We start from the raw sequence: 23,275 nt of genomic DNA, 5'->3' as shown, positions 1-23,275 counted from the left end.
CTTATATTCATCTTTTCTTTGTGGGCTTTCGAGTTTCCTAAATTTTACAATTTGGAAATAACCCATAAATCTTGTAATCGTTGAATCTCCTAACAAATGTTCAAAAATTGGAAGTTATTTAGGATCTGATTTTAAAGTTGTGGCCAGTGTTGGCCATGTTCGGGATCTACCAAGAAAAGGCTTAGGTATTGATATAGCCAATGATTTTGCAATGGAATATTCATTTATTCCTGATGCCAAAGTTAGTGACAGAACTTTTGACGGTGGCGAAAAACGTATTGAAAAAATAAAAGCCTTTTTGAATAAAGCAGACAAGATTTATTTAGCTACCGATCCAGACAGGGAAGGTGAAGCTATTTCATGGCATTTAAAAGAATGTTTAGGTCTGGAAGATGGTCAATTTGAACGAATAGAATTTAATGAGATTTCAGAAAAAGCTATTAAAGAAGCCATTAATAATGGGCGTGGTTTAGATTATCAGCTTGTATATGCTCAAGAAGCACGTAGGGCTTTAGATCGTCTGGTGGGCTATCTAGTTTCCCCTATTGCATCTGATCTTATGGGTCAGCCTTCATCTGCGGGGCGGGTACAATCTCCTGCTGTTTTAATCGTTGTCCTTAGAGAAATCGAAATCCAGAAATTCAAAGTTACTAACCACTTTGGCGTTAATTTGAGTTTTGATAAAGAGCCTAAAAAATGGATCTCGCAATGGGTTACAACAGATTTTGTAACTGAGGATCAGCCTTATGTTTTAGATAGTTCCTTAGCTGAAGAAGTTGCAAAAACTAAGAAAGTTAAAGTTTTAAACTGCACTGAAAAAACAGAGTATTCAAATGCTCCTTCTCCGTTCTCTACAGCCCTACTTTTACAAGCTGCTAGTGTAGCGTTAGGCTTTAGCCCTCAACAAACAACCAAAGCAGCACAGGCATTATTTGAACAGGGGGCAATTACTTACATTCGGACTGACGGCCTAAACATAGCTGATGAAAGTGTAGAAGAAATCTTTGCTTATGCTAATGAACATCAATTTTCTTTACCTGAAAAGCCTAATAAGTTTAAGGAAAAAGATGGGGCGCAAAATGCCCATGAAGCAATCCGACCTGTTCACATAATTGATAAAGATCTAGGAAAGTCACCAGAACAAAAAGCTTTATATCAATTGATTTGGGAACGTACTATTTCAAGTCAATTGGCCAAAGCTGAATATAAAGCCGTTACTTTGGAATTACTGTCTGAAGATGGGAAATATAAGTTCCATGCTAAAAGCCGTGAGTTAATAAAAAAAGGGTGGATGATTTTTGGTAAAGACTGCCTGAATGAAGATGAAAACGAGCCTTCAGGCGTGGTGCCTGTCTTAGAAGTTGGTTCTGTAGTTGATATTGAAAGCGGTGAAGTTATTGCAAAACAAACTAAGCCACCAAAACGCTATACAGAAGCTTCACTAATTAAAAAATTGGAAAGTTGCGGGATTGGTCGCCCTTCTACTTATTCATCAATCATGGCCAATATTCTGAATAAGGGCTTTCTGGAGGTAGAGAAGAAAGTCTTAAAACCAACTAAATTAGGGAATGATCTAATTGGTAGTCTGTTGAAAGCTAAGTTTAGCTTTCTGGATCTGCACTATTCAAAAGAGATGGAGTTGCAGCTAGATAAAATTGCATCTGGTGAAACTTCATATAATTCGGTTGTTTCTGCCTTATACACTCAACTTGCTCAAGAGCTAAGTACAGCTTCAAAACTTACAGCTATAAACGCAATACATTGTCCAAAGTGTAAAAGCCAGTTAAAGAAATTTAAGAATACTAAAACCAATCAATTTTTTTGGATTTGTAGCAGTGAGGACTGTAAGCACTCTATGGATGACGACAAGGGTAAACCAGTCGAAAAAGTTATTCATTCATGCCCTAAATGTAAAACAGGTCGCTTAAATAAATTCCAAAATTCGCAAACTAAAGAATTTTTCTGGATCTGCAATGATCAGGAATGTAAGCACTCTATGGACGACAAGAAAGGTCAGCCAGTAGAGAAAATCAAATATCCTTGCCCTAAATGCTCAACGCCATTATTCAGATCCAAAAAAGAAGGTAAAGATCCGATCTGGTTCTGTCCCAATCGGGAAACAGATTGCAAAGTCTTTTTGCCTGAAGTTAATAAAAAGCCACTTCTTGAAGTCTATTCATGTCCTCAATGTGCCAGTGATTTAAGACGGATCAATGGGGCAAATGGCTATTTTTGGGGGTGTACCAACTATAAAAATGGGTGCTCCGCTACTTATCCAGATCAAAAAGGTAAGCCAAAATTTGAGGTGAAAAAGTAATGATTGATTTCGTAGTTTTGGCACAACAATGTGCGCCACAAGTTGATGTGAATATTGCGTCTGCAATTGTTAAATCTGAATCCTCATTTAATCCTTTTGCGATAGGGGTTAATCGTGCCGCAGGTCTTAAAAAACAGCCGACTAGCTATGAAGAAGCTGTATCTATGGCCAAAAAATTAATTAGCCAGGGACGAAATATTGATGTTGGTTTTGCTCAAATTAATAGTGCTAATTTCAAAAGACTAAATCTTAGTGTCGAGCAAGTTTTTGATCCCTGCACCAATCTAAGCGCAATGCAATTTATCTTTAATGACTGCCGAAATAGGGCAAAAGGCAAAGATATTTATAAAGCTATGTCTTGCTATAACACTGGCAACCATTCATCAGGATTTAGAAATGGGTATGTAGCGAAAGTATCAAGAAATTTGAATTATTTTGCTAATGGTTCACTCAATACCATGCCTGTAAAATTCAATCCTCCCTCACCTCCTATGAATAGCTCGGAACAGCTTGCATATTTTGCTACTAATGCAGATATGCCTAACTCCAGTGGATATACCGAAAATACAGAACTTCAAAGCCTTCCAGTAGTGGAGAAACGGCCTTCATTTTTCTTAACTAACGGCACAGATTTTAAAGAAAAAGAAAAAAGTTTAAAATCTTCTATGATCTTTTAAAATATTTTCAAAAAGTTTAAAACTTAGTGTAATATATTAAATATACAGTACCAATGAACAATATTTGATTTTCCAAAAATATTGTTCTTGGTACTTAATGCGCTAGGTCTTAATTGCTTCACTTGGAGAAAATAATGAAAGCAAATCAAACGCAAATAACAACGACTAAAACGACTGGTATCAAAGCAAGCGTATTGATGTTGTTCATGACGTTAATCTCAAGCCCTGCTTTTGCTCAAATCTCAAAAGTTAATACGGTTATGGCTAATGTTCAGTCAGTCTTAGCGGGTGTGGCTGTAACTGTATTTACCATCACTATCATGTGGGCTGGCTTTAAATTGGCTTGGCAACAAGCGAAGTGGTCAGACATTTCTAACATCGTTATCGGGGGCATTTTGGTAGGTGGTGCTGCGGGTATCGCTGCTTGGCTGATTAACTAATGTCGAATTTTTCTGATCCAATTTTCAGGGGTTGCACTCGTCCTGCCATGCTTTTTGGCGTTCCAATGTTGCCTTTTTTGTTGGTGACGGGGGTAGCAATTCTTTTAGCGGGTTGGTCTTTTTATCTACTTAGTGCCTATGTGACTTTATTTATAGCAGCTATTTATGTGCCTATTTACTTCTGGATGCGGGCAATAACAAAAGTAGATGACCAACGATTAAAGCAAGTATTGATGCGGTGGCGCATAAGAGGGAAACAGATCCAGAACCATCAAAAATGGGGAGCAATCTCATTTTCGCCACTTAAATTAAAGAAAAGGAAATAACAATATCATGCGTTCAAAACAGCAAGTTAAAGATAGCGCAAATGCTGAAGTCGCAATTTCAGACTATCTGCCGTTTGGTAATCATGTTTCCAACAATGTTATTAAGCTTAAAAATGGTGAATATATTGCTACATGGAAATTAGAAGGCATTTCGTTTGAAACAGTTGAAGCCGATATTATTAGAATCCGTAAAGAAGGATTAAATAATTTTTATCGTGCTTTAGGTGGCGGTCACTTTGCTGTTTGGACGCATAAGATTCGTAGGGGAGTTAATGAACGTCTAAATGGCGTTTATGAAAATGATTTTATTGCTGATTTTAATGAAAGATATTATCAGCAGTTTCAGGGTGAAAAGAATAAACAGATGGCTACTGAATTGTATTTAACAATTCTTTATCGTCCTGAAATTTCCAGATTAACAAAGATTTTTAAGAGTAAAGCTAGTCGTGATCCAGTAGCCCTGAAAAAGCAGATTAAGCGGGATCTCGATATTTTGGATGATGTAGCCAAACAGGTTGAAGCAAGTCTATATCACTACAATCCAGAACGTCTGGTGACCTATACCAAGAAAGGTTTTGTCTACTCCGAAATGTGTAATCTGCTTGGTTTCTTAACTAATGGAGTTTGGGAAGAAATCCCTTTAAGACAGGCTAATCTTGATCAATATATTCCAAGTAGTCGCTTGTTCTTTGGTGACAAAAATGGCTATTTACAGATCAAACATCCTGAAGCTCAAAAATATGTAGGCTTTCTGGATATTCAAGAATTTCCACGTTTATCAGAATCAGGAATGTGCAATTCCATCCTGTATGGAAACTATGAATACATTGAAACTCAAAGTTTCACGGTTTATGGCAAGCGTGATGCTGTAGATAAATTAAAAACAATTAAAGGCCAACTAAATTCTGTAGAGGACGTTTCAGATCAAGAGATTCGTGATATTGATCTGGCTATGAGTGAAGCTAATAGCGGGAATTTCCAGTTAGGCGAATATCACTATACGCTTGCGATTTTTGGCGATTCACCAAATCAAGTTGCTCTAAATGTTTCGAGTGCCAGAACTGCTCTATCAGATGAAGCAGGTTTCAAAATGGCTGTAATTGATACTGTTCCTGAATGTGCATGGTTCTCGCAATTAGCTGGTAACTTTAATATGCGTCCAAGAGAAGCATATCTCACAAGCCTAAATTTTTCTGCTTTAAGCCCTTTTCATAACTTCGCAAGAGGTAAGCGTGACGGCAATCCTTGGGGAGAAGCACTAGCTTTATTTAAAACTCCAAGTGGTCAACCATTTTACTTTAATCATCATGTTAGCCCTGATAAGCAAGATTCTACAGATGACAAGATGCCAGGTAATACGTGTGTCATTGGAACAACTGGTGTGGGTAAAACAACCCTAGTCATGGCCATGATGATGTTTGCTTGTAAGTATAAAAATCTGAAGGGTGTTTTCTTTGATAAAGATAGGGGCGCAGAAATTGGGATTAGACGGATTGGGGGGCAATACTATGCCTTAGAGCGTGGTGTACCAACTGGCTTTAATCCGTTGCAGCTACCACCGACTGAAACAAATATTCAGTTTGTAGAAAAGCTTGTAAAAATTCTGGTAGGTGGCGTTCGTAATGCTGCCGAAGATCTGGAAATCAGTCAGGCTGTTCGTACCATTATGCGTGATGATATGCCGTTAGAACTCCGCAGACTTTCAGTTTTATATATGAATCTGAAAGTAAATGGCGGAGGTGATTCGCTTCAGGATCGTTTAGCTAAATGGTGTAACACTGCTGATCATGACGGAAATTTATCATGGGTCTTTGATAATCCATACGATACTCAAGACTTTTCTAAAGCCAAAATGCCAATCTTTGGTTATGACTACACGGAATTTTTAGATGATCCTGAAGTCCGTACACCAATCATGGCTTATCTATTACACATCACAGATTCATTGATTGATGGTAGTCCATTTATTTATTGGATGGACGAGTTTTGGAAGCCATTAACAGATGAATATTTCAAAGATTTTGCCAAAGATAAGCAGAAAACTATTCGTAAATTGAATGGTCTAGGTGTCTTTATGACGCAATCCCCAAGTGACGTTTTAGATTCTGACATTGGTAAAACAATGGTTGAACAAAGCGTTACTCAAATCTTTTTACCTAATCCTCGCGCTGATTACGATGACTATGTAAACGGCTTTAAGGTCACTCCGCAAGAATTTGAAATTATTAAAGAGCTAGAAGAAAACTCACGCATGTTTTTAGTTAAGCAGGGTAGCCGTTCCGCACTCTGCAAAATGGATCTAGGTGAAATGCGTGACGTTTTACAGATTATTTCAGGCTCTAAGGACAATGTAGAACTTCTCGAAAATCTCATGAATGAAGTTGGTGAAGATCCTAACGATTGGGGCGAACTTTTCTTACAACGGATCGCAGAACGTAAAAAATTAATTTCAGAAAAAGGAGTTGCTTAGTCATGACTAAGTTTTTAGCACTATCTAGTTTGTTGGTTATTTCTACTTTAACAACTGCATGTTCTGATGATAAGGAACAGGTTAAGCAGTTAAAAGAAGAAGTGAAGGCTGCACAACAATTAAAACCTCAAGACTTAACTGCTGAACAGCAAGAAGAACTGAAGCAGCGCAAGGCTAGAGCATCCCAAAAGGGCAATATTCTTGATGAATATGATCCTTCTGCACCGCAAAAAGCAGTAAAACCAGAAACTAAAAAAGGATCGGGAAATATCCTCGATGGATATAACCCAGATTCAAAATAATTAAGGATTCATAGGGGATTGCAATGGCAATTATTACTACATTAGAAACAAAAATTGATTCTCTATTAGCAAGTTACGTGACAGGTGTTAGTAGTAATATCGCTTCTGCAATTGTTCCTATAGCTTTGACTGCTGCAACAATTTATATCCTGATCATTGGCTACAATATTGCGACTGGCGCACAAGAAGATTCTATTTATACCGCTTTATGGAAGTTTTTTAAGATCGCTTTTGTTGGTGGAATTGCTTTAAGTGCGGGAGTCTATCAATCCTTTGTTGTTGAAGCTATTAACGGACTAGCCATAGGTTTAATTCAGATTGTTAGTCCAGGTGGTGAATCTTCGTTAGGTGCTTTACTGGATCAAGTGAGCGTTCCGTGGGGTGATTTAATCCAAAAATTAGGTGAAGAAGCTGAATCAGCTTCTGGCGTTTTCCCTGATATTGGCTTGTATTTATCTGCTGCTGTTGTTTCTGTCGCTCAATTCCTATTGTTCTTCATTGGTACTGGCCTATATTTACTGGCAAAAATCAGTCTGCAACTTTGTTTAGGCGTTGGTCCCATATTCATTCTGTGTGCAATGTTCCCTGCTACACAAAAATATTTTGAAAGTTGGCTTTCTCAAACATTGAGCTATGTTTTCACCATAGGCTTTATCACAGCAATTATCAGTATGCTCTTTGCTTTCGTTTCAGGCATGTGTACGCAAATCGCTAATAACTTTGATGCGGGTGACATTCTTACTTCTGTAGTTTCCCTCTGTATTGTTGCGGGAACTATTGTAGTGATCATGTGGAACATTCCAACGATGGCTTCAGCCATAACAGGTGGGGCGGGTGTTCAAGGTGTCGGTCGTGCTGTAGCTCAAGCAATTACTAAAGGTGGTGGCGGTAATAATTCAAAATCTGATAGTGCTTCAGCTACTCCTACTACTGGGGGAAGTGTTCAAGGGAATTCTAGCAGCTCTAATAATTCCAATAGCTCGAATACAGGAGGATCTAAGCCGTTATATCAACGACATACTCTCTCTAACCTCAAAAGAAACAAGTAGGAATTTTTCTAATGAAAAAACAATTGTTAGCTTTGGGTTTAGGTTCATCTTTGTTTATTAGTGGTCAAGCCAATGCTACAGGTATTCCTGTCATTGACGGTGCTAACCTTGTTCAAGCTGTTCAAAATATGGTGGCTTGGGGTGAGCAATACAATCAGATGGTGAACCAGATCCAACAGGCAAAACAGCAATACGATTCCATTACTGGTATTCGTGGTTTCGGTGATGCTGTCAATAATCCATATCTTAAAGACGTGATTCCAAGTGACGTTGCTGACATTTATAAAGGCATCCAACAAGGCGGTGTCAATGGTATGACTTCAGCAGCTAGAAACATTCGTGATGCCACAATGGTTTATGACTGTGCTTCTAGAACTGGCCAGAACTATAAAGCCTGTCAAGCTGCATTAAATAACAATGCACAAACACAGGCTTTAAATCAGCAAGCGTTAGGCGTTGCGGATCTGCGTACTGAGCAGATTGATAATCTGCGTAAACAGATTAATAACACTACTGATGCTAAAGCTATCGCTGAGTTACAGGCTAGGATTCAAGCGGAACAGTCACAAGTTGCTAATGATGCAAACCGAATTGCTTTGATGCAGGCGCAAGCGCAAGCTCAAAAAGATGCAGCACAACAGCTTGAAATTGAAGGCCGATTAAAACGTGCTGCCCAAAAAGGCAACATTCTTGACGGCTACTCTGGTAACTAAACTTTTAAAAAAAAGCCCATTTCTTTTGAAATGGGTATTTTTTTTGCAATTTTTCAGAAAACATTGAATTTACAAAACCAAAATATATTATTTTGGTTTACGATTTTTATATTTTTTGGCATACTTAGAGAAATAACTCTAATAGGGTCTATCGGGTCTATCATGAACAAACTTAAAAAAGTATCTGCTGCTGAAGAAGCTAAAAGCTATGAAAAAGCTATGGATTGGGAAGCAGATCTTATTGCGATGCGGGCTAAGTCAGAACGTAAAGCTTGGACTATTGCAAAAGTAGCGGTGGGCGTGGCCGTCTTAGAAGCCATTGGATTAGTGACATTAGCTCCAATGCGCCAGACTGTACCTGTTGTTTTCACAGTAGATAAAGCTCAAGGAAATGTTGAATACGTAGGCGTTGTTGATGATCAGCAAGTAAAAGGCAAACAAGAATTAATTGATAAAAATAACATTACTCGCTATGTAACCGCCCGTGAGAGTTATTTCTATCCGTTATTACAGCCAGATTATGATTTAGTCATGACTATGAGCAGTAATCAGGTCGGTAATGACTTTGCTTCACTCTATGAAGGTGATAGCGCAAGAGATAAAAAGTACGGCAAAAAATATGAATTAAAAGTTGATGTGATTTCTGTCCAGACTAATCAGGATGAAACAGGTTTTACCGCTAGTGTCCGCTTCACTAAGACTTTGCATTCAGTCGAAGCTAATCGTGATGAACAGCCACAATATTATATTGCAAGTATTCGATATGAATATGCTCCGAACAATCTAAATAAACTGGTAGAAAAAGATCTAATTAAAAATCCATTCGGCTTTAAGGTCGTGGGCTATCGTGTCGATCCTGAACTATCTCCTAACAGACCTGTAGCGCAAGCTGCGGTTGTTGAACCTAGTCAGCAAGTCTATGTTCCGATTCAACAAGGCGGGGCTGCTGTTCAGCCACAAGCTCAACAAGGAATGTAAAGGATCATTACATGAAAAAATTAATTCTTGCTTTGGGTTTGGCTGTGCATGGGATCTCTTATGCAGCAATTACGCCTAAAGCTATGCCTACCGATTCACGTATTAGAACAATCAACTATGTTCCTAATGATGTTTATCGAATTACTGTCAAAAAAGGCACTGTAACCCGCATTGTATTAGGTGAAGGTGAAAGAATTTTAGAGCGTGGTGCTGCTACTGGATACCCTTCAGACTGTGAAAAGGATGACACCAATTGGTGTATTTTTGCGGATACTGGATCAAATTTAGTATGGGTGAAGCCAAAGGATAAGGCTACTCGGAATAACTTAGAGTTACGCACTAATAAGCGTGATTATAGTTTTGATTTTCAAGTTCTAAATAATGCCAAAGAAAAACCGATGTATCGTGTTGTCTTTAAATACCCACAAGAAGAAGAAAAACGTAAACAGGAAGAAGCTCAACGCTATAACGCTTATGCAGCACAATTAAAAGAAGAAAGCCAACTTACTGAATTTTTGGTTTTACAGCATCGTTTAGCCAATGCTGCACCTATCCCTAAAAATTGGAATTATCGTCAAGCCGCAAACAGTAAAGGGAAGCATTTTGTTCCAGAAATGCTATTTGATGACGGTCGTTTTACCTATATGCGATTTAAAGGAAATACCGATATTCCAGTCGTATTTATTGAAGGTACGGAAGGGGAAGAAAAAGTTAATTTCCATATCAGTAAAGAAGATCCAAAACTTTTGATTGTTGAAGCTCTAGCTAAAAAATTTGTTTTACGTCAAGGAAAAGGCGTAGTGAGCATTTTCAATGAATCTTATGATCCTGTCGGTGTTGCTCCACAAGATGGCACTACTGTAGAGGGTGTTAAACGTGTCATTACTGGGGATATGAACTAATGAATATTAATGATCAAAAACCATTAGATGATCAACAAGCTCCTGATGAAGAATTTAACGAATCAGAAAATGGCATTGTGTCTGTCAATGAACGTGGGGATCAGGAAGATGGAAAAGGTAAAAAAATAGCGTTTATTGCAGTTATGGCGGTACTTTTTACTGTTATAGCGGTCTTTGCCTATAACTTCTTTTCAGATAGTAGTGATGCTGAAGAAGCAGCCCAATTAAAAGAAAATCAGATAGATCCAAGCCTAGATGCTTCAGCTAAAAGACGGGATTTTACTAATACTGATCCTGTGCCAATGGATGCAGATCAAAATGCTCAATTTCAAAGCCTAGATGCCTGTCAGGATCAAAGTATTCCTAGACAGTTAACAGACAATAACGGCAATGCTTTAACTTATAACGGCATGTTGGTTTTTCAATGCCAAAATGGTCAGCAGATTTTAAGACAGCCTGAAGCTGCGCCAGTAGTTGAACAACAAGCAGCAAATCAACAGCCTGTAGTAATTCAGCCACAGCCACAGCCACAACAACAAGCTCAATATGTACCTTTAAACAATGGAAGCCGTTACGGTGGCGGGATTTTTGTCAATCCTTCACAACAAGGCGGGGCGGTTGGCCAGCCGTCAAGCATGAATCATCAAGCAGCTTATAACCAAGTAACAGGCATGATGAAACAGTTTGAACAGGATCAGAATAGTAATAGCCGTTCTGGTAATTTCTCTGGATCTGGTTTGATGTCTTTAGCGCATGATGATGATGAACCTATGCAGCAGCATCAGCCACAACAAGCTACAACTAACATGGCTAGTCATTCTTCTAATAAAGTCCAGGCTAGGTTTATTGGGGATCGAAATTACTTAATTGCTAAAGGTCGTGTAATCCGTTGCAACCTGTCAGTTAAAGTCGTTTCAGAAATTGGCGGTATGGCTTCATGTGTCCTTCCACAACCTGTTTATTCTGATAATGGTCGTGTAGTCCTTGCTGAAGCGGGATCTGAAGTCATTGGAGAATACAAAAGTATTGCAGCACAAGGTCAAAGACGTTTAGGTATCATCTGGTCACGCTTAAAAACTCCGCATGGTGTTATTGTCGATATTGATTCTCCCGCAGCAGACCATTTAGGAACAGGTGGTTTAAGTGGTCGAGTAGATAACCGTTGGGGCGCACGTATCGGTGCAGCGTTTATGCTTTCTTTAGTTCAAGACGCTATTGCTTACGGTATTTCTAAAGAAACAGGCGGGAACAATAGCACTCCTTATATGCTTCAAAACACTTCAGACATGGGTAAATCAATGGCTGAAACAGTGTTGAATGAAACAATCAATATCAAGCCAACAATTTATAAAAATCAGGGTGATGTAGCTTCAATTTACGTGGCCAAAGATATTGATTTCAGAGGTGTGTATGAACTCCGCGCAAAATAATGTTTTAAGCAAGGATGTAATGGTTAGACAGCTATTACTTCCATTAGAAAAATTCTTAAAAACTAAAGGGGTGACTGAAATTGCAATTAACGCACCTAATGAAGTTTGGACGGAATCTAATAAAGGATGGGAAAAGCATTCTATAAATCTGGAAATGGGGCAAATAACAGCTTTAGCTAATGTTATTGCTACCTATACCAATCAACGAATTGGCCAAGAAAACCCTATATTGTCTGCTCAATTGCCTGATGGAGAGCGTATTCAGATTGTTCTACCGCCAGCCATTGAAAATGGAACGGTATCAATGACGATCCGTATTCCTGACGAGTCAAACCGATCATTTCAGGAATATAAAGATCAAGGCTTTTTTGACCACTTCAGATATGGGAAATCTAAAGAGTTTGAGCAGTTTAAACCTGTATTACGTACTGAAGATATTAAGCTAGTCCAGTTTTTAGAAAACAAAGATCTTGAGGGATTTTTTAAATTCGCTGTTCAATGTAAGAAAAATATTGCAGTTGTTGGTGATACTGGTTCTGGTAAAACCACTTTTATGAAGGCAATTTGTCAGTACATTCCTAAAGATGAACGTCTTGTCACTATTGAAGATGTACGTGAACTTTTCGTTCCACATGAAAACAAGGTTCACCTACTTTATTCTAAAGGTGGTCAAGGTAAAGCTAAGGTAACTCCATCTGATCTGATCGCTAGTAATATGCGTATGAAGCCAGACCGTGTATTACTTGCTGAATTACGTGGTGGAGAAGCTTTTGACTTTCTGAAATTGCTTACAACTGGTCACAGTGGATCTATTACAAGTTATCACGCTGAAAGCTGTTCACTGGCTTATGATCGCTACGTCTTTATGTGCAAAGAACATGAACAAGCAAATATCTACGATGCCACTACACTAAAGGAATTAGTTGCTTTAACCATTGATATTATTGTTCATGTTGAAGTGAAGAAAAAATACGATGATGAAAGTAATCTAATAGGTAAAGAACGCTTTATTTCTGAAATCAAATTTGATCCTGTTTCTAAAGTTAAGGCTCAATTTGGTGATGCTGAAATTATTGTAGGGGATAGGGAGTGAATAAAAAAATCCTGATCCTACTCCTTGCAATTTTTTTAGCGGTCATTGGTTTCTTTATTACTAAATATCTGGCCGGTGTTCTTTATTACTTAGCTAATAAGACCAATCCATTTCCTGAAGTGAATCTGACAACGTGGGGGTATTATTGGGATTTATATGCACACAATGTACCTGCACAAAAGAAAAAGCTGCAAGGTGCCTTGATCGCTGCACTATTTATCACTTTTGTTCTCCCTGCTTTAGTCATTGCTAGTCTGTTTAATAAAAAACAGTCGTTACACGGTGATGCCAGATTTGCCACAACAAAAGAAATTCAGAAATCTGGATTGATGGGAAATAAGGGAATTTTAGTAGGGAAATATCATAATAAATATTTAATGCTTGGCGGTCAGCAATTTGTACTTCTGGCTGCTCCGACACGAAGCGGTAAAGGTGTAGCGATTGTTATTCCTAACCTTCTAAACTATTCGGATAGTGTAGTTGTACTGGATTTAAAGCTTGAAAACTTCCTATTAACTTCTAAATTTCGTGCTAAGAATGGCCAGAAAGTTTATCTATTCAGCCCATTTTCTGAAGATCTAAAATCTCACAAATGGAATCCATTTGATACCGTTAGTCATGACGAAAATTTTAGAGTAGGTGAAATTCTTGCTATTGGTCGAAGTTTCTACCCTGTGACTGGTGATGCTAAAACCGATTTCTGGAATGACAATGCTAATAACTTATTTCTTGGCCTAGCCCTATATCTATTTGAAACTGAAGATCTGCCTGTAACTATGGGCGAGGTTTTAAGACAGAGTTCAGGTAAAGGTAAGCCAATTCAGGATCATATTAGATCTATTATTGATGAAAGAGCGCAAAGTGATAAACCGCTTAGTGATACTTGCCTAGATGCTTTAAACCGTTTTTTAAGTTCACCAGACAATACGCTTGGTAACATCATTTCTACTTTTACCTCACCTTTAACGATTTTTGCGAACCCGATTGTGGACGCTGCAACTTCATCAAGTGACTTTAAACTTGAAGATGTACGCAGACAAAGAATGTCTATTTATTTTGGTGTTCAACCTAACCGCTTAGGAGATGCTAAAAACTTAATCAATCTGTTTTATTCACTCTTAATTGATGTGAATCTAAAAACACTGCCACAACAAGATTCATCTTTGAAATACCAGTGCCTAGTTGTGAATGATGAAGCAACGGCTGTCGGTAAAGTAGCGAAAATTGCAGACGCTAACTCATTTATTGCGGGCTATAACATTCGTTTATTAACAATTATTCAGTCTATTGGCCAGTTAGAGGACGTTTATAAAACTCAAACTAGGGGGCTTGTAACTAACCATGCTTTGCAAATCGTTTACCCGCCTAGAGAGCAACGAGATGCTAATGAATATAGTGAAATGCTTGGCTATTTCACTTTCAAAGCCAAATCTAAGGGCCAAAGCCGTTCTATGGCATGGGGGCAAGGTGGCTCTAATTCAGAAAATGAATCAGATCAAAGACGAGCTTTAATGCTCCCTCAAGAGCTAAAAGAATTGTCGCAAGATAAAGAAATTATCTTTATGGAAAATACAAAACCTATCATGTGTGAAAAGGCTAAGTATTTTAATGACAGTGCTTTTGTGGATCGCCTAAAGTCCGTTTCTCCTAGCATGAAAGCAATTAAAGGTTTTCCAACTCACAAACAATTAGAAAAAATTGCCTTTGAGGATCTGGAACTTTCAATTCCTATTCCTGATTTAGACGTAAAGCTGCATAAGGCAAAAATTGAAAAACGTATAGCTGCAATTACTACAGTAGAACAGGCTGAACAGATAGATATTTCTAGCTTGGTTATCCCCGAATTTCAGTTAGATAAAACAGTTTTTGAAGATCCAGAAAATCCACAACCCGAAGAATGTCTACAAGTGGTCGATCAATTCTTTGCGGCTATTGAATGGGAAGAAGATACTGAAGCACAAAATATCGTCGATGATTTCTTTAGCCAGGTGGAAGCTAGTGCTGAAAATCCAGTAGAAAGCCTAGTTGCGGTAGGTGCATCAGAACAAGCGGAAAATCTAGTTGCAGCAGATGATTCCGATCCTCTGGCCATGATTGCAGAAATGAAAAATCTGATTGCAGTAGATGAACCAGAACAAGCGGAAAATCTAGTTGCAGCAGATGAATCAGATCCTCTGGCCATGATTGCAGAAATGGAAAATCTGATTGCAGTAGATGAACCAGAACAATTGGAAAACCTTATTTCAGTTGATGACACTGAATTTAGTTATGACGAAATGGATGCCGAACAAATAGTCGATACGTTTTTTAATTGTGCTGAATCTGAATTTTCAATTGATGAAGATCTACAGGACAACCCAGTTGCAGCCGATGAAGGTCAAAACGGATCTATAGAAAATTCAGATCTTGATGACGTTTATCAGGCGTTTTCAAACCAAGTTAATTCTAAATAAGGAAACTATCATGAAAAAAATCTCTCTTTCATTAATCAGCATTACCCTATCTTTTTCAGTTGTGGGCTGTACTTCAAATAAAGCTGTGACCAGTCATAATGGCTTTTCATCTAAAGCGGTTAATCAGCCTGACACTGTAAAAAACTATATGCAAAGCATAGCTGTATATCAGCAAAATAAAGATTTAAGCACTGAAACTGAAAGACAAATCGCACTTCTAACAGAAAAATATATTCAAACCAAAATGATTATTGACGAAGCAGCACGTCGCCAAAATATTTCTAATCAATAAGGACTTGATCATGACTGAATCAAACAAGGTCGATAAACCTAGTTTTAATAAAGAACAAACAGGCTATACCAAACTTGGCCAGACGTTAGAAACGAATCAAGCTGAAGTCAATTCGATTGAAAAAGCTGAAAATAAAGATATTTCAAAAAACACAAAAGGTATTAATCAAGATCCTGAAGAAACTAAGGTAACTGATACCAAAAAGCTAAAAGCTGATGACAGTAAAGAATCTAGTGAAGAAGGCATACCTAAAGCATTGCTCAATAAATATTATGTGGTAGATGACAAATATCACTTTAAAGGTAATCCTGAAAAAGTAGCTTTTGAAGATTCTGGAAAAGCCTTAAAAACCACAATTGATGATAAGCATATTGCTGCTTCAATGGTGGAGGTAGCAAAAGCTAAAAAATGGGAAACAATACAGGTTAAAGGCTCTGAAGAATTTAAACGGAATGTATGGCTTGAAGCTTCAATGAAGGGGATGACAGTAAAGGGCTATGAACCTCGTGATATTGATCTAGCCTTGCTCAATGATATGAAAAAAGAACAAGGTAAAGAGGTAGTTCACAATACTATTGAAAAGGGTAATGAACGCCAGAAAGAGATGTCTTTAAATGAGAAGGATAAAGTAGATCCAGCACAGGAACGGAAGGAAAAAATTAATAACCTGTCAGAACAGGAAAAAGCTTTACTGAGAGTTTTTGATAAAAAAATGAAAGCAGACGGTTTCACAGAAAAGCAGCGCACAGCCAGTATAGAAGTTGCGGTTGAACAACTTAATCAGAAAAAAATGCACGTTGGAAAATTAGTGGATCATGGCGCAGCACCTTATAAGCATGATCCTAAAAATAACAGCAGCTACTACGCCACTATTGAAAATAGTAAAGGTGAAAAAAATACAATCTGGGCGAAGGATCTGGAACGTACTTTGAAAGAACAAAATATTATTAAGAATGATGATATTGTCCTGACCTATAAAGGGTCTAACAAAGTCGAAGTGAATACTAAAGAAATTGATCCTAAAACTGGACTGCCAACAGGCGCAAGAGTTCAAACATTAGCAAATAAAGGGAAGTGGGAAGCCCAAAGCTTGAGTAAATTGAAAGAAACAACTGAAAAAGCTCTAACCAAAAATGATAAAACTAAGCTTCAGATTCAACACAATACCGATATTCAAAATCAGAAATTTCATAAGCCAAAATTAACGGCTTATGATGCCAATGCTCCAAAACAGCAGCCAGTACAGCAGCCACAAATTAAAACTCAAGAGAGAAATAAAAATAAAGATATATCCCGATAATCTAGGCCACGAAAACACCCATTAAGAATGTTTTTTTATATCTCGTTACTGGATCAAATGGGAGTAGTTCATTTTCTGCGGTCGCCATTTAAAAAGCACAGCTTTTTAAAGCTCGCTTGAAAATCAACGGTAATCAGGGAAGGGAAAATTTAACTGATTGCGTCAGTTCGCAAAGTAGACACTTTGCTCTGATATGTCTGCTATGGATCTGCATTAGATAGGTAGAATAGATGCCTGGATAATAGCTGCAGCTTGCAGCAATTGTCCAAGCATCGGGATTAGACGTTTTAGAGATTATGGACCAGACAATAACATTGGCAGTCCATGATCTACTAAAACTAATAGAAGGTTAAACTTTGGATATTGCTTGTTTTGTCCACCTGTGGACTATATAATCAAATTTAATCTGATTAAGGACGGTATATAATGACAAATGCAGATTTTAAACTGCTAGTTGAATCATTGGGGTTCTATAACGCTGAAGCAGTAAGGGATTATTTCAAAGCTATAGGCTTTAATGAATCTATTAACGTCCGACCAATCCAATATTGGTTGAATGGTAAGAGTGTAGCGCTCAATATGCCGATTCCAGACGATGTGGTTGAGCATTTTAAGCAGCTTGAACAAATGAAAATTGAATTATCTGGCCAAGAAAAATTTAAGAGAAATAGCTTTCTTTACAAAGATAAATATTTAATGTGGGAAAAATTCCCTGAATTAAATGGATTACCTTGCACATACCTTAACCAATTAATGGTTCTGGTGAATATGCTTCATGGTTATAGAGAAATGCAGTATTGCTCAAGCTACTAAGGATCATGGAATGAAAAATCAAGATCTTTCTATTGTCGAGTTAATTAGTAAACGCAATAAAATTGTCTATACGATATGCGGATTGTTGGTCTTACTAACAGCTTTATCTTTTGCCAGATACTTTCTTAATTTTAGTATTCTTTATCTTTTAGTTCTAATTATTCCATTTTTTGTTTTGATGTACTGGATGATACAAACCACCGAAGAAATAAAAGAGAAAAAGGATTCTTCATAAAGGAATCCTGTTTATTATTATATTTTATTGAAGTTAAATTTATTTATTGATTCGAGTTTAAGTGTTTGATCATTAACTTTAAATAGTTCATACGCGAGTATTTCTGGACAGTGTAATCTTAAAAATCCTATTATTTTATTAGGTGTTATTTTTTCATTACGAGTATAAAACGACTCAACCTGTGTCATTTTTCGAAAATGGTTTTTAGTCTGCGTATCCATATTTTAATGGACACTAAATCTCATAGAGAAGTGAACAGAGATTCCTATCTTACTTGGACACTTTAAATGGGTTCTAACAGGGGTTGATTCACATAAGAGTTTTTATGTTAAATAGCCATTTTAACTAACTAAATGATGGCTAGAAAATTGGTGGCTATTCAGTTTTTTTGTTTGCTAGCATCTTTGCTGTTCACTTTAATTTTTATTTATGAATTTCGCTCTATTCCCTTGAGGTTGTTAATAATTTATATTTGAACAATCTTTTATTACTTATTATGACAAAAATATGCAAGATACAAATATTGACCTTGATTCAAAAGAAAAGCTTATAGGGATTCCTAGTAAATTAGTTAAGCAAGATATTTGTATCGAATTTCATAATATAAGTTTTAAATCTAAAACGAATGGGCGTAGAAATAGTGATTTGATAGGAGATCCTGTGACGTTAAGGACTCCTTATGAAATTTTTCAATTGATTTCAAAATATGAATACCACACTAAAGTATGGGCTAGAAACAAAAAACGTTTTGTTCACGCTTTAGAAAGTATGAGATTTATTGAAGATCCAATTGATAGTAATAATATAGTAATTGATCTTTTATTTAGCTGTACTGATACAGAAGCTTTACCAGTCATTAATAAGAATAGTAAAGATAGATCTCGGAAAACATTTAACTTTGAAGAAAATGAAGGTCATGAAAAGTTGTGTCATGCTGTATTCATTGGAAAAAAAGATGCTTATTTTGGTCGATTTCATTTAGAAACTGGGCAAAATACAACAGCATTACAAGCTAGTTTACTTCTGAAACGTATACTGAAGTTAATAAGCATGGAAGATAAGAATAACGTATTCTTCCGTGAAATTTATCCATCTACTCTCGATACGCCTTTTTATATTGAATATGAGGCGCAGATCGAATCTGTGCCTGAAGAAGATGTCGTAGAAAAAATATCTAGTGGTAACTTTGTAGAATTGGTTTTAGAGCATAAAAATTTGTTTTCTATAGCTCCTGAAGCTGATTTTGTTACAGCTACAAAACAGCAAATCATATTTAAACCTTCAATCATTACGAAAACATTGAAAGGTGCTCAGGATTGTATTGATAATCTTCGAAAGTTGTCTAATTTTTACGGATCTGCCAAAGCTAAAGAATCTGTTACCGTATTTAAGCTTGTACTGAAAGATGGTAAGAGAAATAAAACTATCGAAATCAGACCTGAATCCTCAACTTTGGAATCGTTTGGAACTAAAAAACATTGGTTAAATGGCTTTGAGAGAGTACAAATTCTTACCGAAGAAAATATGTATGATGATAATCTTTGTAAAAAGCTAAGAGCTTTGAATCCTAATAGCATTGAGGAGCTTGAGTTTGATTCAAATGATATGGGCGATGATGAACTAGATACACTAGAATGAAAAACTCATATTTCGGTATCTCATGGTTGCAGGATGGAACGACCAACGTCAAATTTAGAATAGATTGGCTTATACCTTTATCTATTTCTTTAATGTATTTAATGATTAATCTTTGGTTTTTTGATTTTAATAAACAAGTTATTTTTTTTCAAAGTAAAGCTTTTGATAAAATTTTAAGTTTGTTTCAAATTTTACCTGGATTCTATATCGCTGCTTTAGCAGCAGTAGTTTCTATTCAACCTAAAGAAAATAAATTTGAAGATAATAAAGAAGATAAGTCTCGAGTAGGTAAGCTTGATAGTGTTGATGATAAACGCCTAAAAGGTTATTTGAATGGGATTGAGCGAACATTTCCTATTAGATTATTGCTAACTAGAGGGCTTGCATATCTAGCAATCACATCACTACTATTGATAATTGTTAGTACAGGTGTTAATTATTTAATAGAAATAAAAGTTTTAGATTATGCGGTTGGTGCCTTAAATGATGCTTCGACACCTAAATTTGTCATGATATTCATCGATGCATTTTTTATTTTTGTTATCACTCAAATTTTATCTATCACTATATTCATAACAAAATTTTTAGGTGATGAAATTAATAGGATTTAGCACAAAGCATCAAGTTTTATCAAAAACAAGCTTGATACTACATGCAAATTTTATTTTTAGTAAGAAATTGGAGTATTTTCTGATTATTGCACTTAGCTTCTAAGTATAAAACTGCTTCAATAATAATTAAATTTAATCTTTCCTCTTAAAACTGATCATAGCTTTAAGGGGAAACGTCCATATGCGGGGGTGCTCAATAAATTTACAAAATTAGGCAGAAATAATCCTTGAGTTATAATTTAAATTTTGGTTAATGGTGAGTGCTCTAACATTTTAAATATTTGTGAAAAACAGCCATACAAATAGCATTTTTTTCTTATTAATTTTTCCAATCAAAAATCATGTTGTATTAAAGCATAAACTATTTTTCTAAAATCAAAACTTATATGTCGAACGATGTGGACCTATTGAATAAATCATAAAATCTATGTATCTATAGAGTATAGCCTAAAGTTACATTATAAAAGTTCATGAAACCATGTATCATTTAAATGATTTTTAATCATAAGTAACATGTAACTTTGGTATTTAAGATTTATAATTTACGAAATTGTTCATTTTTCTTCAATAGGGGCGTGAAAGAGTGAAAGGGCAAAAAATAGGCTATGTCCGAGTGAGTTCAGTCGAACAAAATACGGGACGTCAACTTGAGGGAATTGAAGTTGACCGGATTTTTGTTGATCGTGCTTCGGGTAAAAATATCGACCGACCGAAATTCCAGGAAATGTTGAACTATGTCCGGGAAGGGGACAGGGTGATTGTTCATTCCATGGATCGTTTTGCGCGAAGCCTGAAAGATTTGGTCACTGAAGTAGATAAACTGGTCAAAAGAGGGATCGCCATCCAGTTTGTAAAAGAAAATATTACATTCACGGCCCAATCCACCCCGATGGATAATTTGATGCTGCAATTGATGGGTGCTTTTGCACAATTTGAACGTGAGATCATTTTAGAGCGGCAAAAGGAAGGAATAAAACTCGCCTCAGCTCAAGGGAAGTACAAAGGTCGGGTACATAAACTAAAGCCTGACCAAGCTGAAGCTTTACGACAAGCCTGGAAGGAAGGGAAGTATCCATCGAAAATGGCATTAGGGAAAGCTTTTGGAATTAGTCGTCAGGCGGTATACCGATATTTAAAAGTCAGTAAATAGCTCATTGGGATTGGCAGCTAAATTTAGTTTAACTTATAAAAATAATGAAACATTGTTCGAATTTTAAGCGTGGAACATGAATAATCAATAAAAAGCCGCTCTGGTGCCCTTACTCCAGAACGGCTTAATCTAATAAACTGAAATTTAATGAGAAATATCAAGTATTTCGTATAACGTGTATTATGTTAATTTAAATAATACTGAAAAAGAGAAGGAGATGAACTATATGTAGAACTCCTTCTATAAAAATGAGTATTTTTTAGTGCGAAACATACTTCTGTTTGATTTAGATCAAACTATTTTAAATAGGAATGCTTCACTTATTAGTTTTATTAGTTGGCAAGTAAATTTTTTCCAATTAGTACCACAAGAACTAAAAGATGCATTTATAAAAAAATTTGTTGAATTAGATAATAATGGAAATGTTTGGAAAGACATCGTTTATAGTCAATTAATCAAAGATTTTGATATAAAAAATTTTACTGTTGATGAATTACTTCAATCTTACATTACTGATTTCAATAAATTTTCAATTGGTTTTGATAACGTCCAAAAAGTCATTTCAGATCTTTATCAAAAGGGATATAGGATTGGATTGGTCTCCAATGGCAAAACTCCATTTCAGGAACATAATTTTTATGCTTTAGGACTTACCCAATATTTCTCGACTATCGTAGTTTCAGAAGCGATTAGCTTAAGAAAGCCTGATAAAAAAATCTTTGCTTATGCCTGTAACCAATTAAATTGTTCACCTTCTGATTGTATTTTTATTGGTGATAACCCTAAAGCTGATATAGAAGGTGCAAAAAATGTTGGTATGAAAACTATTTTTTTTCATCCAAATCAAATACTAAAGCCACCTATTACAGATGAGAGTATTCATCATTATGATGAATTAGAGCTAGCCATCAATAGAATAAATAAGTAAAGAGGGCTTATGATGAATGATAAAATTAATTCACATGAAAGCGTTTTAGACCCTATTTAACATAATGGTTGTTATACGAAATTCACCGTTTCGAGCCCCAAATATCAAGTTTATTTCTTGCATAAATGTATCCTATAGGATACATTCTACTTATGTACTCAATATATACCACTGAAGTCTTTGATGACTGGTTCACCAAGTTAAAAGACCAGCAGGCAAAAAGACGCATACAAGTCCGAATTGATCGGGTTGAAGATGGAAACTTTGGAGATACTGAGCCGGTCGGTGAAGGTGTTTCTGAATTACGTTTCTTCTTTGGGCCAGGCTATAGGATTTATTACTGCAAGCAAGGGCAAAGGGTTGTTATTCTCTTAGCAGGCGGAGATAAGTCTACGCAAAGTAAAGATATAAAACTTGCCCTGCAATTGGCACAAGATTTAGAGGAGGAGCTATAAATGGCTATTAAACTTCGCAAATGGGACAGTGCTGAGCATCTTAAAACAGAGGATGATATGCAGGCTTACTTACAAGCATGTATTGAAGAATCTAATGGCGATGCCGCATTCATTGCAAAGGCTTTAGGTAACATTGCAAAAGCTAAAGGAATGGCTCAATTATCACGAGATACAGGCTTAGGCCGAGAAAGTCTTTATAAAGCACTTTCTGGTGATGTTAACCCTAGTTTTGATACTGTGATTAAAGTTGTAAAAGCACTGAATTTACGCTTAGCAATTTAAAAAAAGTTATTAAAAAATGGAGCTTTAGGCTCCATTTTTTAATTTCGTATAAGGTGTATTATGTTAATTTTAGGGAAGTTAAACAATTCCCATTTTTCGAGATATCAATTAATTTAAGGATAACATGCAATATTTTTTGCTATTTATTACCATCATTATTTTATCAATTTACTTAAAAAATAGCCCATCAAATGGAATAGGCCATTATGTTTTGTATTTATTAGTCACCATACTGGTAGTACTTACTCTTAAAGCCTTACGGATCCATAGTAACCTTTGAGGTAATTTTTAAGTCAGTAGTAAATTGTTTTATACGTAATTTAAAAAACATATCCAATATCGGGTGTTATTCCCAAGTAGAAATGTCCTACCTAATAACCAAATAGAAATGTCCTATATGGACATTTCCAAGTCAAGTACA

The 23,275-nt window shown here is 36.3% G+C and carries 23 protein-coding genes; all 23 read left to right on the top strand.

Features of this window, described 5'->3' with window-relative positions:
• The first annotated feature begins 64 nt into the window (after positions 1–64).
• The 23 genes from topA to H9629_RS12680 all read left to right on the top strand — a co-directional run bounded on the left by topA (position 65) and on the right by H9629_RS12680 (position 22,854).
• Complete coding sequence (topA, locus tag H9629_RS12790; protein WP_015060259.1) at positions 65–2,317, top strand: type I DNA topoisomerase; 2,253 nt, start codon at positions 65–67, stop codon at positions 2,315–2,317.
• A complete protein-coding gene (locus H9629_RS12785; protein ID WP_015060258.1) occupies positions 2,317–2,994 on the top strand; it encodes a lytic transglycosylase domain-containing protein in 678 nt (225 codons plus the stop codon). The genes topA and H9629_RS12785 overlap by 1 nt, the downstream gene beginning before the upstream one ends.
• A gap of 134 nt (positions 2,995–3,128) precedes the next feature.
• Positions 3,129–3,434, top strand: coding sequence for a TrbC/VirB2 family protein (locus H9629_RS12780; protein WP_004644768.1), 306 nt, complete (start codon positions 3,129–3,131; stop codon positions 3,432–3,434).
• Positions 3,434–3,760 (top strand): type IV secretion system protein VirB3, encoded by a 327-nt coding sequence (locus H9629_RS12775; protein WP_005407440.1) that lies wholly within the window; start codon positions 3,434–3,436, stop codon positions 3,758–3,760. The genes H9629_RS12780 and H9629_RS12775 overlap by 1 nt, the downstream gene beginning before the upstream one ends.
• A gap of 7 nt (positions 3,761–3,767) precedes the next feature.
• A complete protein-coding gene (locus H9629_RS12770; protein ID WP_015060257.1) occupies positions 3,768–6,230 on the top strand; it encodes a VirB4 family type IV secretion/conjugal transfer ATPase in 2,463 nt (820 codons plus the stop codon).
• Positions 6,231–6,232: 2 nt separating this feature from the next.
• Positions 6,233–6,532 carry a hypothetical protein gene (locus H9629_RS12765; protein ID WP_015060256.1) on the top strand — a complete coding sequence of 100 codons (300 nt, stop codon included), beginning with the start codon at positions 6,233–6,235 and terminating at the stop codon, positions 6,530–6,532.
• Between the two features lie 23 nt (positions 6,533–6,555).
• On the top strand, positions 6,556–7,581 hold the full coding sequence (locus H9629_RS12760) for a type IV secretion system protein (RefSeq protein ID WP_015060255.1): 1,026 nt from the start codon (positions 6,556–6,558) through the stop codon (positions 7,579–7,581).
• A gap of 11 nt (positions 7,582–7,592) precedes the next feature.
• A complete protein-coding gene (virB5, locus tag H9629_RS12755) occupies positions 7,593–8,294 on the top strand; it encodes a P-type DNA transfer protein VirB5 (RefSeq protein ID WP_004644764.1) in 702 nt (233 codons plus the stop codon).
• 162 nt (positions 8,295–8,456) lie between these two features.
• Positions 8,457–9,272, top strand: a complete 816-nt coding sequence (locus H9629_RS12750) for a virB8 family protein (RefSeq protein ID WP_004644763.1) — start codon at positions 8,457–8,459, stop codon at positions 9,270–9,272.
• An 11-nt stretch (positions 9,273–9,283) separates the two neighbouring features.
• Entirely contained in the window at positions 9,284–10,174 is an 891-nt protein-coding gene (locus tag H9629_RS12745) for a TrbG/VirB9 family P-type conjugative transfer protein (protein ID WP_015060252.1), read from the top strand.
• Positions 10,174–11,604: a type IV secretion system protein VirB10 gene (gene virB10 / locus H9629_RS12740; protein WP_191731214.1), complete on the top strand. Its 1,431-nt coding sequence runs from the start codon at positions 10,174–10,176 to the stop codon at positions 11,602–11,604. Before H9629_RS12745 ends, virB10 begins: the two co-directional genes overlap by 1 nt.
• A complete protein-coding gene (gene virB11, locus H9629_RS12735; protein ID WP_067763340.1) occupies positions 11,585–12,697 on the top strand; it encodes a P-type DNA transfer ATPase VirB11 in 1,113 nt (370 codons plus the stop codon). Before virB10 ends, virB11 begins: the two co-directional genes overlap by 20 nt.
• On the top strand, positions 12,694–15,150 hold the full coding sequence (locus H9629_RS12730) for a type IV secretory system conjugative DNA transfer family protein (protein ID WP_067763338.1): 2,457 nt from the start codon (positions 12,694–12,696) through the stop codon (positions 15,148–15,150). Before virB11 ends, H9629_RS12730 begins: the two co-directional genes overlap by 4 nt.
• A gap of 10 nt (positions 15,151–15,160) precedes the next feature.
• The gene (locus H9629_RS12725; protein ID WP_015060248.1) at positions 15,161–15,442 is read left to right on the top strand and encodes a hypothetical protein; all 282 of its coding nucleotides are present in this window, start codon (positions 15,161–15,163) and stop codon (positions 15,440–15,442) included.
• 10 nt (positions 15,443–15,452) lie between these two features.
• Positions 15,453–16,742: an LPD7 domain-containing protein gene (locus H9629_RS12720; protein WP_015060247.1), complete on the top strand. Its 1,290-nt coding sequence runs from the start codon at positions 15,453–15,455 to the stop codon at positions 16,740–16,742.
• 426 nt (positions 16,743–17,168) lie between these two features.
• A complete protein-coding gene (locus tag H9629_RS12715; protein WP_004644755.1) occupies positions 17,169–17,555 on the top strand; it encodes a hypothetical protein in 387 nt (128 codons plus the stop codon).
• Positions 17,556–17,565: 10 nt separating this feature from the next.
• Positions 17,566–17,790, top strand: a complete 225-nt coding sequence (locus tag H9629_RS12710; protein WP_067763336.1) for a transposase — start codon at positions 17,566–17,568, stop codon at positions 17,788–17,790.
• Between the two features lie 507 nt (positions 17,791–18,297).
• Positions 18,298–19,428 carry a hypothetical protein gene (locus H9629_RS12705; protein ID WP_005407479.1) on the top strand — a complete coding sequence of 377 codons (1,131 nt, stop codon included), beginning with the start codon at positions 18,298–18,300 and terminating at the stop codon, positions 19,426–19,428.
• Positions 19,425–20,039, top strand: a complete 615-nt coding sequence (locus tag H9629_RS12700) for a hypothetical protein (RefSeq protein ID WP_191731213.1) — start codon at positions 19,425–19,427, stop codon at positions 20,037–20,039. Before H9629_RS12705 ends, H9629_RS12700 begins: the two co-directional genes overlap by 4 nt.
• Before the next feature lie 583 nt (positions 20,040–20,622).
• Positions 20,623–21,189: a recombinase family protein gene (locus tag H9629_RS12695; RefSeq protein WP_191731212.1), complete on the top strand. Its 567-nt coding sequence runs from the start codon at positions 20,623–20,625 to the stop codon at positions 21,187–21,189.
• Between the two features lie 262 nt (positions 21,190–21,451).
• Entirely contained in the window at positions 21,452–22,117 is a 666-nt protein-coding gene (locus H9629_RS12690; RefSeq protein ID WP_191731211.1) for an HAD family hydrolase, read from the top strand.
• Between the two features lie 152 nt (positions 22,118–22,269).
• Entirely contained in the window at positions 22,270–22,572 is a 303-nt protein-coding gene (locus H9629_RS12685; protein ID WP_000286964.1) for a type II toxin-antitoxin system RelE/ParE family toxin, read from the top strand.
• Positions 22,573–22,854, top strand: coding sequence for an addiction module antidote protein (locus H9629_RS12680; protein WP_000985609.1), 282 nt, complete (start codon positions 22,573–22,575; stop codon positions 22,852–22,854). It begins immediately after the preceding gene.
• The last annotated feature ends 421 nt before the right edge of the window (positions 22,855–23,275 follow it).

The organism is Acinetobacter pecorum, assembly GCF_014837015.1.
Lineage (GTDB): Bacteria > Pseudomonadota > Gammaproteobacteria > Pseudomonadales > Moraxellaceae > Acinetobacter > Acinetobacter pecorum.
The sequence above is the reverse complement of the archived record's forward strand: the minus strand, read 5'-3'. Positions and strand labels throughout refer to the sequence as shown.